This is a genomic window from Chryseobacterium defluvii (genome assembly GCF_014204415.1).
Classification (GTDB): domain Bacteria; phylum Bacteroidota; class Bacteroidia; order Flavobacteriales; family Weeksellaceae; genus Chryseobacterium; species Chryseobacterium defluvii_A.
In genome coordinates, this window is sequence record NZ_JACHLE010000001.1 from 417,565 (window position 1) to 434,255 (window position 16,691).

A 16,691-nucleotide genomic window follows, 5' to 3' on the forward strand; every position below is an offset into this window, starting at 1 on the left:
TCAGCATTCATAATTTATAATTCATAACTATTCTAACAGGAGCTGAAGACACCTGAACGCTTTTCCGCTTTCAAGGCTGTCCTGTGCCAGTAAAAGGCAATCATCATAACTGCCGAATTTATTCGTATGGTAAAGAGCAACTGCAGCGTTGGCTAAAATCACGGAGTTTTGTTGTTTTGTGCCGTTTCCAAGTAAAATATTCCTGAAAATTTTTGCTGTTTCATGGGTGGTTTCTCCCGCTTTTATACTTTCCGGGCCGATGGAGTCAAAGCCCAGATCTTCTGTAGAGTAGATATCTTCTCCGCTTTTTGTGATGATCTTGGTATCATGGGTCAGGCTTATCTCATCATAGCCGTCCATACTGTGAACCAAAATAAATTCTCTTTCATCCTTCTGCAACAAATACTGGTAGATCCTAGCAATTTCCATATTGTATACGCCTATCATGGAAAATCGGGGTTTTGCAGGATTTACCAAAGGCCCCAGTAAATTGAAAAAAGTTCTTAGGCCTAAAGATCTTCTCAGGGTACCTACAGACTGCAGGGCAGGATGAAAATAGGGGGCATGTAAAAAACAGATGTTGGCTTTTTCCAGATCTTTATTGAGCATGTCGGAATCCGTTTTGAATATATAACCGATCTCTTCCATGACGTTTGAAGATCCTGTATGGGTAGAAGCACCATAATTACCATGTTTTGTTACCTTTTGCCCTGCGCCGGCAACCACAAAACTTGACAGAGTTGAAATGTTAATGGTGTTTTTTCCGTCTCCACCTGTTCCCACAATGTCTATTGAATCATCTGTTTCTAAGGTTACGGGAACGGCCATTTGCAATAAGGCTTCTCTGAAACCTTCCAATTCTTTCAGTGTAATGTTGCGCATCAGAAATACACTGATAAAGGCTGTGACCTCTATGCCATTAAATTTATTTTGAGCAATCTCAATCATTATCGCTTTGGCCTCAGATTTTGACAGCGTATGATGATTGAACAGGTATTGTAATATTTCTTTCATTTGTGGAGATTTTATTACGGTTGAGGGAATATTATAAGCAATCAATTCAAAAGGAAATTTTTAATAATGATCTCTCCGTCCGGAGTCAGAATACTTTCAGGATGGAACTGAACACCATGCACATCGTATGTTTTATGTTGCAGTGCCATGATCATCCCGTCATTATCAACAGCTGTTATTTCCAATTCTTCCGGGAAGCTGTCAGGGTTTACGGCCCAGCTGTGGTATCTCCCGACTTCCAGTCCTGAAGACAGGTTTCTGAAAAGCTTGGTGTCTTTTTTTACCAGCTCCGCAGTAGTGGCAACACCATGAAAGATTTCGGAAAGATTGATCAGGCTTCCTCCGAAAGCTTCTGCAATGGCCTGCTGGCCCAAGCAAACTCCCAGAATACTCTTGGTAGATGCATATTCTTTGATGAGATCAAGCAAAATTCCGGCTTCCTCAGGAATTCCGGGACCGGGGGAAAGTACAATTTTATCATATTTGCCAATTTCCTTTAAGGAAATCTCATCATTACGGAAAACATCTACCTTTTCATTCAGAACTCTTTCTATGATCTGAACAAGGTTATAGGTGAAACTATCGTAATTGTCAAAAACAAGAACTTTGGTTTCAGGTTTTAAATTTTGAATTGGTTGTATTTTGCTATTGTTCATTTCTTTCATTTTAGATTATTGTTCATTAGTTAAATGCTTCTTGGTGAGCCTATAACAAAGAACTAATAACTGAGCTTCTCTGCTTTTTCCACTGCTTTTTTTAATGCATTAAGCTTGTTGTTCACCTCCTGTAATTCACTCTCAGGGTCGGATTTTGCTACGAGCCCAGCTCCGGCCTGGTAATACAGCGTATTGTTTTTGCTTAAAAACGTCCTGATCATAATGGCCTGGTTACAGTCGCCATTCAACCCTATGATTCCGATACATCCGCCATAGTAGCCTCGGGAGTCTTTTTCATATTTATTAATAAGCTGAAGAGCCTTATGCTTTGGGGCTCCGCTTAAAGTACCCTGAGGGAAAGTGGCGGCAACGATCTCGAAAGGATTGCTGTTTCCGGGCAATTCTGCAGTAACTTCACTTACCATATGGATGACGTGAGAATAAAGCTGAATTTCTTTCAGTTTGGTAACCGTTACATTTTTTCCGAATTTTCCCAGGTCATTCCGGGCCAGATCAACCAGCATGGTATGTTCTGCATTTTCTTTCGGATCATCTTTCAATGCTTCCACAGATTGCAGGTCTGTCTCGAAATGGCCTGTTCTTTTAAAGGTTCCGGCAATCGGGTGAATTACCGCTTTATTGTTTTTAATAATCAGCTGGCTTTCAGGGCTGGACCCGAACAATTTGTAATTTCCGTAATCAAAAAAGAATAGATACGGGGAAGGGTTTATGTTTCTTAAGGTGCGGTAAACATTGAATTCGTCACCATGAAACTTCTGCTCGAACCTTCTGCTGAGCACCAATTGGAATACATCACCTCTCATGCAGTGCTTTTGGGCTGTTTTTACCAGTTCGATATAATCTTCATCAGTGATGTTGGACGTTTCCGGACCTGTTTTCTTGAAAGGATAAACCACGGAATTCTGATTTTTGATCAGGCTTTCCAATAAGTATAATTCTGATTTTACTCCCTCGATCTGATTCTCGATGATGTGCATTTCATCATTATAATGGTTGATAGCGATCACGTACTGATAAAGCCTGTATCGCAGGATAGGGATCTTAACTTCAGGGCTCTGAGCCTTAAACTTGATATTATCAAAAAACTGCACAGCCTCAAAACTTGTATAGCCAAAAAGGCTTTGCGCGGTTTCTTCAACCGGGTCTTTGGCTTTTTCGCAGACAAAAATATTGGAAAAATGCTCAAATACATCCGAAAGCTTATGGTCTATGATAAATTGTTTGATTGGTTCCTGCCTTGGAAGTTTTATTTCAAACTCATTAAGGTTCTTAATTTCGATACCGGCAACGGCATTGATGGCTATAAAAGAAAAATTATTGTCAATATTTTTTGAGTCCGAGCTTTCCAGTAATATAGTATCCCTGAACTTGTCCCGAAGCTGCAGGTAAATATTCATGGGGGTCTGGAGATCTCCCAATACTTTTTTGGAAACAGTTTTTATTTTAATTTTCTTGTTAAACATTTGCAGTTTTATTTTTTTATGAATTTAATAAATAAAAAAAGACTTTCACGAAATTCCGTCAAAGTCTTTATATTATTTTTTCTATATCAATCCTGCTATGAATTAGCAACATGACAATAGTTTCAGACCCGACGAAGAGTTTGAAAACCACCACCAATTAGTATTGCTAATATTAACCATAGGACAAATGTATATATTTTTTCAATATGAAAACAAGAAACAGGCAAAAATAAAAAAACTTAAGAATGGCATATTTTCCAAATGTTTGGTTTTTTCCGGGAAGAGCTTTCATCATAATACTGGTGAAAAATAGAATTTTGGCTAAGGCAATAACAGTTTAAATTTAAAACGATCTTCTACCTGTTGACGGGTTCAAATGTTTTTTTCTAAAAATATGCCCGAAGTGGGAAGATATCACTGCATTAAAAGGTTATTTTTTATATTTTTGCTTAAATTTTTATAGAAAAAATAATGAAAAAAGTATTGGCAATCGCATTTATCGGAAGTTTATTCGTAGTAAACTGTTCTAAGAAACCGGATCATTCATTACAAGACAGCAATACGATGCTGGAAGAACCTGAAGCAAAGACTGTGGTGGATTCTGCGGCTAAACCTGCTGAAACACCGGCAGCAACACCTGCTCCTGAAGCTGCTAAAACAGATTCTGCGGCGAAAAAATAATGAGAAAAATATTTTTGGTGGGAAGTCTGGGATTATTATTCCTTTCCTGCTCCAAAAAAGAAAATACATCAGTTGATACTACGTCTTCTGAGTCTTCTTCTGCTTCGAAACCTTCTGTAAAATCTGATCTTTCAGGAGCGCAGATCATAGAAACGTTGGATTGTACGGGGTGCCATACTGTCAATGAAAGAATGATAGGGCCTTCTTATCAGGAAATAGCCGATAAGTATTCTGAAAAAGATATTGAGCTGCTGGCTTCAAAAATTATAGACGGTGGAAGCGGAGTATGGGGAAATGTGCCCATGCAGCCTCACTCTCAGGTCTCAAAAGAAGAAGCAAAAAAGATGGTCGAATATATTCTGACTTTAAAAAAGACAAAATAGATTGTATCTTACAGTAAAAACAATAAAAAGCCCTGCAGATTTCCTGCAGGGCTTTTTATTGAACTATATTTAAGATTTTTTTTTGACTTATACCTGTAAAAACAATTATCTTTGCACGCTATTGAAATACAGAGAAATGCAATTATCAGAACAAGAAATCATTAGAAGAGAAAAGCTGAATAAGCTTGTTGAAATGGGGATCAATGCATTCCCTGCGGATGAATATGTAATCACAGATACCACGCAATCTATAAAACAGGATTTTTCTGAGAATAAAAAAGTAAAGATCGCTGGTAGGTTGATGTCCCGCAGAATTCAAGGAAAGGCTTCTTTTGCTGAATTGCAGGATTCTACGGGTAAAATTCAGGTGTATTTTAACAGGGATGAAATTTGTACAGGGGAAGATAAGACTTTGTATAATGAAGTATATAAGCACCTTTTAGATATAGGTGATATTATAGGTGTAGAAGGGGAATTATTCAAAACCCAGGTGGGGGAAATGACCGTAATGGTGAAAAACTTCACCCTTCTTACCAAAGCCCTTCGTCCGCTTCCCCATGCCAAAACCGATGAAAATGGAGTGGTACATGACGGATTCACGGATCCTGAGCTAAGATACAGACAGCGTTATGTAGATTTAACGGTAAACCCGCACATCAAAGAAATTTTTGTGAAAAGAACCAAGCTGTTCAATGCTATGAGAACGTTCTTCAACGATGCGGGATACTTTGAGGTTGAAACGCCGATCCTTCAGTCAATCCCAGGGGGAGCTGCGGCAAGGCCTTTCATCACCCATCACAATGCATTGGATATTCCGTTGTATCTGAGAATTGCCAACGAACTGTATCTGAAAAGACTGATCGTGGGTGGATTTGACGGAGTGTATGAGTTCTCCAAAAACTTCAGGAATGAGGGGATGGACAGAACCCATAACCCGGAGTTTACGGCAATGGAGATCTATGTAGCCTATAAAGACTATAACTGGATGATGGATTTCACAGAAAAACTATTGGAATTCTGTGCGATTCAGGTTAACGGAACTACCAAGGCGAAGTTCGGGGATCATGAGATCGATTTTAAAGCACCGTACCAAAGAATTTCAATGACAGAAGCCATTCAGAAGTTCACCGGATTTGATATTACGGGAAAATCTGAGCAGGAATTGTTTGATTTTGCCAAATCCATTGGAATAGAAGTAAATGAAACAATGGGTAAGGGTAAGCTGATCGATGAGATCTTCGGGGAAAAATGTGAAGGAAACTTCATTCAGCCTACTTTTATTACGGATTATCCGATTGAAATGTCGCCTTTAACGAAGAAACACAGAAGCAAAGAAGGCCTGACCGAGCGTTTTGAATTAATGGTGTGCGGGAAAGAGATCGCCAATGCCTATTCCGAGCTGAATGACCCGATCGACCAGAGAGAACGTTTTGAAGAACAATTAAAGCTTTCCGAAAAAGGAGATGATGAAGCCGGGCAATTTATTGATGAGGATTTCTTAAGAGCATTGGAATACGGAATGCCACCAACTTCAGGATTAGGTATCGGAATGGACAGGTTAATCATGTTCCTTACCAATAATGCTTCCATCCAGGAAGTGCTGTTCTTCCCTCAGATGAGACCGGAGAAAACAACTCCTCAAATAGAATTGGGAGAAGATGAAAAAGTGATCCTGGAGATCCTTAATTCTCAGGAAGAACCGTTTGCCTTAGCTGAGGTAAAGGAAAGGAGCCAGCTTTCAGGGAAAAAATGGGATAAAGCTTCTAAAACTTTAACCAAGCATAATCTGGTGAAAGTGGAGAAGATTGAGGAAAATCTTTTAATGAAACTGGTTTAATATTTTTCAATAATAAGTTAAGAAAGACTGCCTTTGAGTAGTCTTTCTGCATTAAGAAAGAATATTTTATTTATGAATTTGATATATTGCAAATCTTTTTGATCGAAAACAAATAAAACTATGTCAAAACAAATTAAGATTCTCCAGCCAGTAAAAATATACTCGGATCATGAATATGAAGCAGAAACATCAAATCTTTTAAATGCTGGTGATATTGTAAAATTTAATAGAGAAAAAAGAAGAAATGGAATAGACTGGATGGAGATCTTTATTAATAACCGTAAAGTTTACATTAAGAAAGATATGTCCAAATTATTCATATTAAAAGAAGCTAAGCTTATGGATAATTCTTGTACAGTAGTTTTTTATAAACCAAAAAATGATATTAAGTATAAATTTAATGAAGCTTTTACCGTTCATCAATTTGCAGATAAAGATCAGGGATCTATTCGGATGAGAAGAATTTATGAAGTAGCCACTAAAGAAAAATATATCGATTTATATTATGATAAAGATATGATTGAAGTTTCAAAGACGGTTTTGGCTAAAGGTGAAAAAATAATAATAACGTCGGAAAATAGAAGTTTTCTGGAAATTTTATATGGTAAAAAAACAGGATATATCTTGGCAGATGTTGCTTATTATGAAGCGAGAAACTGGTGGGTAATAGCAGTAGGAGTTATTGTTGCTCTTGGAGTTATAAGCGGATCTTTTTATGCATTAATTGATTCAGGTAGAACTGTTGTGGGACCTATTCTTGCTATTCCAATAATTATTATTGTTGCTATCATTGTTTTCTTTATTAAGTTTTTTCTGGCGATTATTAATATCATTTTTCAAAATATTAGAAAAAGATTGTGAAATCCTAATTTTTTTTCAAAATTTTCTAATCTTGCAGATGATAAATTGATATTTTCCCGTTATTTAGAAAACATATAATTGATGAAATCTGTTTTTTTCCTCATTCTGGCTATCCTTTCCGTAGGATTTAATGCACAAATGCTCAGCTCAGTTTACTTTGAGCATAATAGCTATGAACTTAATGAAGGATCTAAAAAGAAACTGGATAGCCTTGCCCTGTTAAAAGCAGGTCTTACGTTCAGGATTTTTGGAAATTGTGATTCTTCAGGAGAAACAGAATATAACAGATTATTGTCTGAAAAAAGAGCAAACGCAGTCAGTGCCTATTTGCAGGGAAAGATTGGAAATAATATAAGATTGGAAAATACGACTGGTTTGGGTGAGGAAAAGCAAATTAATGATAACAGCACAGACGAATTACGTGGGAAAAACAGAAGGGTAGATATATTTATCGAAAAAATATTTGCTCCAGGGGAAATAATTTCACGGAAAGCACTTCCGAGCTTTCTGAGTACAAAAGTTTCCCAAATGAAAGTGAAAGATACCTTTTCGCTGCCCGATGTCAATTTTATTGGAGGACGCCATGTCTGGCTTCCCAATGGAAGTACAAAGCTGGATCAGCTTCTCAGGATATTGAAAGATCATCCGGCATTGGAGGTCGAGCTGCAGGGGCATATCTGTTGTGATTATGAAAATTTTGATGGAGAAGATATCGATTTGGGAACCTTTAATCTTTCCTGGACAAGAGCCAATGCCATAAAAGAATTTCTGCAAAAAGAAGGAATAGCCTCTGACCGGATTAAAGTGAAGGGACTGGGCCATCTCAATCCTGTTGCTTACCCCGAACGCACTGAAACCGATAGGATAAGGAACAGAAGGGTGGAACTTGTTTTGCTTAAAAAATGAAATCCGAAGTTTCGGGCGCCAGCGAAGCTGGCGCCCGAAACTCTTATTACAGAAAATTATTACTTTCTCAGCTTACTGAACGAAAACATCAGATAAAACAAAAACGGTAAAATAAAAAAAGACCCTAACATCAAAGCCCATGCTAAAGCGGAAATGGTTTTAGGGGCTGCCACATGTTCCACTAAAGAAAGATGATTTCCGTTACCTAATAAGATAATATCGGGATTATGCTGGTAGGTGGCAGCTACAAGGATCATAATCATCTGAAATCCGGCTAAAACACGTACGGGCAAAAGCTTTCGTATTTTCAGGCAATATAAAATAATCCCCAAAGCTATTGTTGCAAGAGTAGTTGCGGCAATGCCTAATGGTTTTGAGAAGACCCACCTTAAAAGGGGAATATCAGAAATATGAGCGGTGAAAAATACCAGAATTCCCGTAACCACTACAAAGATCATCGTCTGTTTTGATTTTCTGATCATTAAATTCAGCTCAAGTCTGTCCGTAGTTTCCCTTAAAGCAAATATAGATGCCAGATAGGCGCAGATAGAAACCGTAAATAAGCCTACCGAAATACCAAACCAGTTCAGCCAGCTGAAAATATACAGATCCAAAAAGTTATCGGCATCAGGATTGATGGCATGAGAAACCGTTGCAGCAGCTATTAAACCAAGAAAAAACGGAGTCAAAAGACTGGAAAAGTAAAAAACCTGCGTATATAAAGTCTGCCAATTATCTTTCACCGCATCATAATGCCGGAACGTAAAAGCAGTTCCTCTTGCAATAATTCCTACAAGCATTAAAACCAATGGAATATGAAGGTAGACAGAGAGTGTGGTGTAGATCTCGGGAAATCCCACAAAAAGAATTACGATCGCGATGATCAGCCACATATGATTCGCTTCCCATACCGGGGCAATAGATTCGTACATGATCTGCTCGGTTTTATGGCGGGCTTTTTTATGGGTGAAAAATTCCACGATCCCGGCTCCAAAATCAGCACCGCCGAGGATCATGTAAAGACATATGGATAACCAGAGAAAACCTATAACAACATAGATCATGATTTCTTGTTTTTATCATTAAACAGAATATCGGTAGGGTCATAAAGCTTCGGAACCATTTGGATCTGCCTTCTCAAAAGGAAAATAATGATCAGGGATAATGATACAAAAATAGCTGTGAAAAAATAGAATGAATACTGAATTCCGGGCATTGGTGTAACGGCATCTATTGTTCTCATGACCCCGTAAATGATCCAAGGCTGTCTCCCTACTTCCGTTACAGTCCAGCCCGCCTCCAGTGCAATATACCCGAAAGGTGTCGCAATAAGGAATGTTTTTAGCAGCCATCTTTTTTCAAGCCACACTTTCCTGAAAAATAGGGCGTATAAATACACCATTCCTATGCAGATCATTATAACGCCAAAGAAGATCATGATCTGGAAAGCATAATGAGTAACGGCAACGGGAGGCCATTCATCCTTTGGGAAATCATTAAGGCCTTTTACTTCATGATTAAAATCATTGCTTACCAGGAAGCTTAAAACCTTCGGGATTCTGATGGCATATCGTATTTCGCCTTTTTCTTCATCAGGAATACCGCCAATGACAAAAGCAGCTCCTTTCTCAGTTTCAAAGTGAGCTTCCATGGCTGCCAGTTTTATGGGCTGCCTTTCAGCAACAGATTTGGCAGCTATATCCCCACTTAAAGGTGCTCCGAAAGCTCCTATCAACGCAAAACCCGCAGCAATTCTGAATGCTTTTGTATGGAATTCTACATTTTTTCTCCTCATGATCAGATAAGCATGAACTCCGGCCACGGCAAACCCCGTGGCACAGAAAGCGGCAACGGTCATATGTAAAGCCTGAGGAAACCATGCGTCATTGAACATTGCTTTTATCGGATCTATATTCAGGTATTTACCGTCAATATAATCAAAACCGGAAGGAGAGTTCATCCAGGCATTGGCCGCAACAACAAGAATGCCGGAAGCCAGCCCGCTGAGACCTACCAAAAATCCACAGAACCAGTGGAACCATTTATTGAATTTGTCCCAACCGTACAGAAAGAATCCTATGGCAATTGCTTCAATAAAAAATGCAGTTCCTTCCAGAGAGAACGGCATTCCGAAAATAGGCCCTGCATGTTTCATGAATTCCGGCCAGAGAAGGCCCAGTTCAAACGAAAGCATGGTACCGGATACGGCTCCGGTAGCGAATAAAATGGCAACTCCTTTGCTCCAGGCTTTAGTGAGGCCTTTGTAAATTTCATTGTTGGTCTTAAGGTATTTCCAGTGTGCAAAAGCCATTAAAAAAGGCATCACCATCCCTACACAGGCAAAAATAATATGGAAACCCAGGGACATGGCCATTTGAGCACGGGCTGCAATAAAATCATCCATAGCATCAACTTTTTGAATACATAAAGGTACGGATAAATTGCTGAGGCTTCATATGATTTACAACAGTTGAAATGATAGAAATTCAGGATAACTTTACTGTTTTTTGAACAGGACAGGTGTGGATAACTCAACTTTTTTTGGCACATTTTAACTTTCTCAATTCGAAAAAAATCACGATATTTGTAGGTCTTTGCATTTAGCAAAAATTTTAATATTTGATATGAGTCAGAAACAATATACAGCTAGTAGTATTCAGGCATTGGAAGGAATGGAGCACGTTCGTATGCGTCCTTCGATGTACATTGGTGATGTAGGGGTAAGAGGCCTTCACCATTTGGTTTATGAAGTAGTAGATAACTCTATTGACGAAGCGTTGGCAGGATACTGTGATACGATTTTTGTCAGCATTAAAGAAGGAAACGGGATTGAAGTAAGCGATAACGGTAGAGGTATTCCTGTTGATTTCCATGAGAAGGAACAGAAATCGGCCCTTGAGGTGGTTATGACAAAGATTGGGGCCGGAGGTAAGTTTGATAAAGATTCTTACAAGGTTTCAGGAGGTCTGCATGGAGTAGGGGTATCGTGTGTGAATGCACTTTCCAATGAGATGATCACTACGGTTTACAGAGACGGAAATATCTACCAGCAAGTGTATTCCAAAGGAAAAGCACAGACTGAGGTAGAGGAGATAGGTAAAAGTGACAAAAGAGGAACTAAGCAGTTTTTCCAGCCGGATGATACTATTTTTTCAGAATTAGTTTATAATTACGATACTTTAGCCACCCGTTTAAGGGAACTTTCTTACCTTAACAAAGGAATTACCATCACCCTTACTGATGAAAGAGAAAAACTGGAAGATGGTTCCTTCAGAACCGAAATTTTCCATTCCGAAGGCGGTCTGAAAGAATTTGTTGCCTACATCGATGGAAATCGAGAGTCCATTATGGAGCATGTGATCTTCATGGAAGGAGAAAGAGATGATATTCCGGTTGAGGTAGCCATGCGTTATAATACTTCATTCAATGAAAATCTTCACTCTTACGTCAACAATATCAATACGCATGAAGGAGGTACCCACTTAGCAGGTTTCAGACGTGCTTTGACGAGAACTTTGAAGAAATATGCAGATGATTTGGGAATTCCGCAGAAAGAAAAAGTGGAAGTCACCGGTGATGACTTCCGTGAAGGATTAACAGCTGTGGTATCTGTAAAAGTAATGGAACCTCAGTTTGAAGGGCAGACCAAAACTAAATTAGGAAACTCTGAGGTTTCCGGTGCTGTAGATAAAATTGTAGGTGAAATGCTTACCAATTTCCTGGAAGAGAACCCACTTGAGGCTAAACAAATTGTTCAGAAAGTTGTTTTAGCGGCAAAAGCAAGGCAGGCTGCAAAGAAAGCCCGCGAGATGGTTCAGAGAAAATCGCCGATGGGAGGTTCCGGGCTTCCGGGGAAATTATCTGACTGCTCATCCAAAGATCCGGCAGAGTCCGAAATATTCCTTGTGGAGGGAGATTCGGCAGGTGGAACGGCTAAGCAGGGAAGAGACAGGCATTTCCAGGCGATCCTGCCCTTAAGAGGTAAGATCCTGAATGTTGAAAAATCTATGCTTCATAAAGTATATGATAACGAAGAAATTAAAAATATCTATACTGCTCTGGGAGTTTCCGTAGGAACAGAAGAAGACAGCAAAGCACTGAATATGGTTAAGTTAAGATATCACAAGATCGTTATCATGACCGATGCCGATATTGATGGATCTCACATTTCTACCCTGATCCTTACCTTCTTCTTCAGATACATGAAGGAGCTTATCGAGAACGGATATATTTACATTGCCCAACCGCCTTTATATTTACTAAAGAGAGGAAACAAAAAAGTATATGCTTACAACGAAAAAGAACGTGAAGAATTTACCTTAGAGATGTCTCCGGACGGGAAAGGTGTTGAGGTACAGCGTTATAAAGGTCTTGGAGAGATGAATCCTGAACAGCTTTGGGAAACTACCCTGAACCCTGAACACAGGATCCTGAAACAGGTAACCATTGATAATGCGGTAGAAGCAGACAGTGTTTTCTCTATGCTGATGGGGGATGAGGTACCGCCAAGAAGAGAATTCATTGAGAAAAATGCCAAGTATGCTAAGATTGATGCCTAATTGATCTTAATTTTATATATGTTTAAAGGCTCCGTTTAGGAGCCTTTTTTAGTAAAATATAACATGAAAGAATAAATTCAGTTATGATGATGAAGTTTTATGTGATGAATTGTTATAAATTTAAACAACTTTAAAAAAGCTGATGAAAAAGATTGTTACCTCCTTTAAATATGTATTCCTTTTTGTAATGATGATTTCCGGTTGTACTGCTTTGGCCCAAAATCATAAGGGGCTATCTGATGAGAAGACAGAAGAAATGCGGAAAAAAGCCGAAGTACTATTATACGAAAAACCGGATCAGGCATTACAGCTTGCTGATAAAGTATATCAGCTGACCAAAAACGAAAATAATTTAACATTTGCTCATACCTCGGCATTGCTTGCTGAAATATATTCCATAAAAGGAGATCAGAAAAAATCCATTCAATATGCGGAAACGGCAAAAAAGACCTATGAGGATCTGGATAAGATTAACTATTCCGTAGATATGCTGAACATTATTTCGAGGGAATATTCAGTTTTGGGATTATTCAATCAGGCTATACAGTCAAATGATATGGCCCTTTCGGCCATGAAGTCCAGGGTTATGGAAGAAAGCAATGATGACAATATCAGAATTCTGGCCCTTACGTATGATACCAGATCCTATATCTATGACCAGAAAATGGAGGTCAGCGATTCCCTGGTAAAATACAATGAATTGTCTTATCAAAATGCAATGCGCTTAAAACAGACACCGGATAATATGTTGTACCAGCAGATGTCTGCCAATAACCTCGTGAATACTTACCTGAAAAAGAAAGAAAGGTCTGAAAAGGAAACGAAAAGGGTTTTTGAAATATTAGCCAAAGCCAGAGGTGACGAAAAGAAATTTCCCAATAAAAAAAGTGAAGCCTATCTGGCTTTTAATTTCGGTAACTATTACTTCACACAGGAAAATGATCAGTCAGCTTTAAAGGAATATCTGAACGCCTTGTCTTTAGCACAGCATGTGGAAGATATATACCTGCAAAGGGATGTACATGAAATGCTTGCGCTTACCTATGCATCAATGAAAAACCCTGACAAGGAATTATATCATCAAAAAAAGTATAACGAGCTTAGCAAGAAGATACACCTTAGCGAAAAGCAGAATACCAATACGGAAGTAACCAAAATTCAGAGTAAGAACGAAGAATCTTTCTTTAAAACCAAAAGAAATCTGATTATTGCAGCCATAATAATCGGAATTTTATTGTTCATTTCCGTTTGGATCGGGATCAGGAACTATAAAAAATCAAAAAGAGAATATGCCAATTATAAAAAGATCATTGAAAAACTGCAGAAAAAAGAATCCATTCTGACACCGGTAACCAATGCTGTGGTTGAGAAGACCATATTTTCAGTTCCAACGGATAAAGAGAAGGAAATACTACACAAGCTAGATCAATTTGAGGGTTCCGAAGCATTTGTAAATAAAAATATCTCCCTTTCGTCTTTAGCGGAGTCTTTTAATACCAATACGGCCTACCTTTCCACAGTTATCAATGCCAATAAGAATAAAAACTTTAATAACTATATTAATGAATTAAGAATAAGCTATATTGTTAATAAGCTTAAAAATGATCCTCAATACCTGAAATATAAAATAAGCCATTTGGCGGAAGAATCAGGCTTTTCCTCTCATAATACTTTTACTACAGCATTTTCCAATTGCATTGGCGTGTCACCTTCCAATTTTATTAAATTCCTGACCAAAGAAACCAAAATTTCGGCAGGTGGATGAAACGGGTGGAATTTTATATTTTCACTAAATATTTTATTATCAATATATTATGTTTTTAATTTTCCATGAATTAATAATTTTGGGAGTCATTTCCTTGTAATTGAAACCCGTTGATAAATAGATTTGCAGTATAACTTTTAACATTCTAAAAACTGCAGATAATGAAAAAGAATTTGATTATACTGAGCCTGTGTTTAGGTGTATTATCCTATTCTCAAGTCGGGATTAATACCCCTACGTCCAGTGTGCGGCTTTGGAAATTAATAATTCAAGTCCAGAGAGATGGTTACCCTTTTAGATAATGAACCCGTTTAAACTTTTTATAAAAAGTTTAAACGGGTTCGAAATAAAAACTACCCAATTTCAAAACTTGTTTTGTGAAAATCATTTCGCTTTATCATTTTCTTAAAAATATTACTTTAAATTAAAAAATACTGATATTTTGTTTTTTATTAAATAAAAATGATAATAAAATTGAACTTTCGTAACAAAAAATTAAACCAATTGTAAAATTAATAAATGCATGTATTCAATGTAAATTATTTTCTTTTTTAATATAAAATGAATAATACTAATGTTTTAGTGAAAAATCATCAAATACAATGAAAAACAAACTATTTCTAACGAGTGGGATTCTGCTAGGCATTTTTAATTTTTCAAATGCTCAGATAGGAGTTAATACAGGTAGCCCTTATGCTACGCTTGATGTTGAGGTACAATCAACTTATGCAACCGGTGGTAAAGCAGGTATTGCTGCTCCCAGATTGACAGGAGATCAGATTGAAGCTATCAATACAACGGGTCTGAAAGCTGGGACAATCATTTATGCAACAGCAGCATCCACAGCTGGAACACCTGATGTAACTTCAGTAGGATTCTGGTACTGGAAAGATGCAACTGCGAAATGGGAACCTTTTACCGATACCAATGCAGTTACATTAACCGAAGCTTGGAAAGATCCGAAAGGGACTCCGGCAAATCTTACAGACGATACTGGAGCCAATAATACCAGTACAAATATTTATTATAATAATGGAAAAGTAGGAATAAATACAGCCGATCCTGACGGAAGATTAACCGTTGTAAAAACAGCAAGTGAGAATTCTGCCGGACATTTTACTGCAAATGCACCTTCTTCGGGAACAAATATGGCCGGGCTTTTTGAAGCAAGTCCATCGAGTGATTTTACCGGCAATAACATAGGAATGAAAATAATAGCCAAACCGACTGCCAATGTAACCGGAAATAGTTACGGACTATCTATAGATGACGAAATAGACTTATCGGGAGCAAATGGATTTGGAGCTGTTACCGGTAAAACTCATACCCTGCATCTTAAGTCAGGAGATCCCCATTCGTCCGGGGGAGGTATGGGTTATAATTCTCCTTATAACTATGCTATTTATCAGGAATCTGCAACTGGTATTCCATCAAATTTTGGGATTGTAAGCTATTTTCAGGATCCCGTAGGAATTGGTATGGAAGAGCCTCGTTATCAATTGGATGTTAATTCTTATTGGCCTGATGATTCTGGCCTTGCATTTTTTCAGATGAGAGCAGATAGTCCTCCTGTTGCAGGAAAGCCAATAGGTGTAGACACAGATGGTAAAGTTGTTCGTATAGATGCTGTACAGTTTCATACTAATAATTCTTCCAGCCCAACTACTGTTATAGGCATGGATACATCCGGAGCAAATTACAGATATACCGGAGCAAATGCAATTGTTGATGGCGTGACTACAGGAGGAGCGGGTTTCTATCTTGTTACCATCCGTTATGCCGCAGATAAAACGGCTAATTGTAATGATTATGTAGTACTGAATCTTGACAGAAGAACCAGTGCGCCACCTTCTGCCGGTGTGAGCAGTCTTTCCAATCCGGCTTTTACATATGATCTTTACCAACCTCCGGGAAGCAAAACCGCTGATTTCTTTTATACCAGCCAGATTGTACAATTACAAGAAGGAACTTATTACCTTATGGCAAAAATTTCCGGTGGATGTACCTCCTATAATGTCCGTTCCGGTACTGCTAATAATAGCTTTACACTTACCAGGATAAAATAAGAACAGAAAACTATATAAAAAACAGGTCATTTTTAGAAAGTAACCTGTTTTTTTAATTGAATCTGTTTAAACTCTTATTTTTCTGAGGAACAAAATAGAAAAAGCCAAATAATGTAGGCTTCTCCAAGTTATATTCAAAGTCTCAAACCTTACTAATAAAGCTTTGAAGCTATCAAGCCATGCATTTGCCTTTTCTATTTTGAATCTTCTTTTATACAGTTCGGGATCAAAATATTTCTCATGCCTTGTATCCACAAAGGAAAATACAGTTACTGGTCCTGGATGACTTTCTTCCCTGATATCCACCGATTTTCCTCCTGTCCTGCTACAGGTATGACCTCCATCCAATCAGACGCTGGAAAGATCAAATTTCCTTTTATTTTTCTGACGAAAGAAACCAAAATCTCAGCAGGTGGATGAGACGGGTGACTTTTTATATTTTCATTAAATATTTTATTATCAATGTTTTATGTTTTTAA

General features: G+C 37.9%; 14 protein-coding genes. 9 read left to right on the plus strand and 5 right to left on the minus strand.

Features of this window, described 5'->3' with window-relative positions; all coding sequences use genetic code 11:
• Window positions 1–27 precede the first annotated feature (27 nt).
• The 3 genes from trpD to HNP38_RS01830 form a co-directional block, all read right to left on the minus strand.
• Window positions 28–1,014: an anthranilate phosphoribosyltransferase gene (gene trpD / locus HNP38_RS01820; RefSeq protein WP_184183537.1), complete on the minus strand. Its 987-nt coding sequence runs from the start codon at window positions 1,012–1,014 to the stop codon at window positions 28–30.
• Window positions 1,015–1,055: 41 nt separating this feature from the next.
• On the minus strand, window positions 1,056–1,670 hold the full coding sequence (locus HNP38_RS01825) for an anthranilate synthase component II (RefSeq protein ID WP_184183540.1): 615 nt from the start codon (window positions 1,668–1,670) through the stop codon (window positions 1,056–1,058).
• Window positions 1,671–1,732: 62 nt separating this feature from the next.
• Complete coding sequence (locus tag HNP38_RS01830) at window positions 1,733–3,154, minus strand: anthranilate synthase component I family protein (RefSeq protein ID WP_184183543.1); 1,422 nt, start codon at window positions 3,152–3,154, stop codon at window positions 1,733–1,735.
• A 471-nt stretch (window positions 3,155–3,625) separates the two neighbouring features.
• Between HNP38_RS01830 and HNP38_RS01835 the strand changes: the two genes are divergently transcribed.
• The 5 genes from HNP38_RS01835 to HNP38_RS01855 all read left to right on the plus strand — a co-directional run bounded on the left by HNP38_RS01835 (window position 3,626) and on the right by HNP38_RS01855 (window position 7,822).
• A complete protein-coding gene (locus HNP38_RS01835) occupies window positions 3,626–3,835 on the plus strand; it encodes a hypothetical protein (RefSeq protein ID WP_184183547.1) in 210 nt (69 codons plus the stop codon).
• Window positions 3,835–4,218, plus strand: a complete 384-nt coding sequence (locus HNP38_RS01840) for a c-type cytochrome (RefSeq protein WP_184183550.1) — start codon at window positions 3,835–3,837, stop codon at window positions 4,216–4,218. The genes HNP38_RS01835 and HNP38_RS01840 overlap by 1 nt, the downstream gene beginning before the upstream one ends.
• A gap of 136 nt (window positions 4,219–4,354) precedes the next feature.
• Window positions 4,355–6,055, plus strand: coding sequence for a lysine--tRNA ligase (gene lysS, locus HNP38_RS01845; protein WP_184183553.1), 1,701 nt, complete (start codon window positions 4,355–4,357; stop codon window positions 6,053–6,055).
• 120 nt (window positions 6,056–6,175) lie between these two features.
• Window positions 6,176–6,916: a hypothetical protein gene (locus tag HNP38_RS01850; protein ID WP_184183556.1), complete on the plus strand. Its 741-nt coding sequence runs from the start codon at window positions 6,176–6,178 to the stop codon at window positions 6,914–6,916.
• An 81-nt stretch (window positions 6,917–6,997) separates the two neighbouring features.
• Window positions 6,998–7,822, plus strand: a complete 825-nt coding sequence (locus HNP38_RS01855; protein ID WP_184183560.1) for an OmpA family protein — start codon at window positions 6,998–7,000, stop codon at window positions 7,820–7,822.
• Window positions 7,823–7,881: 59 nt separating this feature from the next.
• Here HNP38_RS01855 and HNP38_RS01860 read toward each other — a convergent pair whose 3' ends face one another.
• Together HNP38_RS01860 and HNP38_RS01865 are read right to left on the minus strand one after the other, a co-directional pair.
• The gene (locus tag HNP38_RS01860; protein ID WP_184183563.1) at window positions 7,882–8,886 is read right to left on the minus strand and encodes a cytochrome d ubiquinol oxidase subunit II; all 1,005 of its coding nucleotides are present in this window, start codon (window positions 8,884–8,886) and stop codon (window positions 7,882–7,884) included.
• On the minus strand, window positions 8,883–10,226 hold the full coding sequence (locus HNP38_RS01865) for a cytochrome ubiquinol oxidase subunit I (RefSeq protein WP_184183566.1): 1,344 nt from the start codon (window positions 10,224–10,226) through the stop codon (window positions 8,883–8,885). The genes HNP38_RS01860 and HNP38_RS01865 overlap by 4 nt, the downstream gene beginning before the upstream one ends.
• Before the next feature lie 220 nt (window positions 10,227–10,446).
• On the opposite strand from HNP38_RS01865, the gene gyrB reads away from it, so the two are divergent.
• The 4 genes from gyrB to HNP38_RS01885 all read left to right on the plus strand — a co-directional run bounded on the left by gyrB (window position 10,447) and on the right by HNP38_RS01885 (window position 16,632).
• Window positions 10,447–12,381 (plus strand): DNA topoisomerase (ATP-hydrolyzing) subunit B, encoded by a 1,935-nt coding sequence (gyrB, locus tag HNP38_RS01870; RefSeq protein ID WP_184183569.1) that lies wholly within the window; start codon window positions 10,447–10,449, stop codon window positions 12,379–12,381.
• A 142-nt stretch (window positions 12,382–12,523) separates the two neighbouring features.
• The gene (locus HNP38_RS01875) at window positions 12,524–14,146 is read left to right on the plus strand and encodes a helix-turn-helix domain-containing protein (RefSeq protein WP_184183572.1); all 1,623 of its coding nucleotides are present in this window, start codon (window positions 12,524–12,526) and stop codon (window positions 14,144–14,146) included.
• Window positions 14,147–14,748: 602 nt separating this feature from the next.
• Window positions 14,749–16,212 carry a hypothetical protein gene (locus tag HNP38_RS01880; protein ID WP_184183575.1) on the plus strand — a complete coding sequence of 488 codons (1,464 nt, stop codon included), beginning with the start codon at window positions 14,749–14,751 and terminating at the stop codon, window positions 16,210–16,212.
• Window positions 16,213–16,452: 240 nt separating this feature from the next.
• Window positions 16,453–16,632 (plus strand): hypothetical protein, encoded by a 180-nt coding sequence (locus HNP38_RS01885; RefSeq protein ID WP_184183578.1) that lies wholly within the window; start codon window positions 16,453–16,455, stop codon window positions 16,630–16,632.
• Window positions 16,633–16,691: the final 59 nt, after the last annotated feature.

Coding starts and splice junctions, on each gene's coding strand:
- trpD (WP_184183537.1), bottom strand. CDS start 1,014: ATGAAAGAAATATTACAATACCTGTTCAATCATCATACGCTGTCAAAA.
- HNP38_RS01825 (WP_184183540.1), bottom strand. CDS start 1,670: ATGAACAATAGCAAAATACAACCAATTCAAAATTTAAAACCTGAAACC.
- HNP38_RS01830 (WP_184183543.1), bottom strand. CDS start 3,154: ATGTTTAACAAGAAAATTAAAATAAAAACTGTTTCCAAAAAAGTATTG.
- HNP38_RS01835 (WP_184183547.1), top strand. CDS start 3,626: ATGAAAAAAGTATTGGCAATCGCATTTATCGGAAGTTTATTCGTAGTA.
- HNP38_RS01840 (WP_184183550.1), top strand. CDS start 3,835: ATGAGAAAAATATTTTTGGTGGGAAGTCTGGGATTATTATTCCTTTCC.
- lysS (WP_184183553.1), top strand. CDS start 4,355: ATGCAATTATCAGAACAAGAAATCATTAGAAGAGAAAAGCTGAATAAG.
- HNP38_RS01850 (WP_184183556.1), top strand. CDS start 6,176: ATGTCAAAACAAATTAAGATTCTCCAGCCAGTAAAAATATACTCGGAT.
- HNP38_RS01855 (WP_184183560.1), top strand. CDS start 6,998: ATGAAATCTGTTTTTTTCCTCATTCTGGCTATCCTTTCCGTAGGATTT.
- HNP38_RS01860 (WP_184183563.1), bottom strand. CDS start 8,886: ATGATCTATGTTGTTATAGGTTTTCTCTGGTTATCCATATGTCTTTAC.
- HNP38_RS01865 (WP_184183566.1), bottom strand. CDS start 10,226: ATGGATGATTTTATTGCAGCCCGTGCTCAAATGGCCATGTCCCTGGGT.
- gyrB (WP_184183569.1), top strand. CDS start 10,447: ATGAGTCAGAAACAATATACAGCTAGTAGTATTCAGGCATTGGAAGGA.
- HNP38_RS01875 (WP_184183572.1), top strand. CDS start 12,524: ATGAAAAAGATTGTTACCTCCTTTAAATATGTATTCCTTTTTGTAATG.
- HNP38_RS01880 (WP_184183575.1), top strand. CDS start 14,749: ATGAAAAACAAACTATTTCTAACGAGTGGGATTCTGCTAGGCATTTTT.
- HNP38_RS01885 (WP_184183578.1), top strand. CDS start 16,453: ATGCCTTGTATCCACAAAGGAAAATACAGTTACTGGTCCTGGATGACT.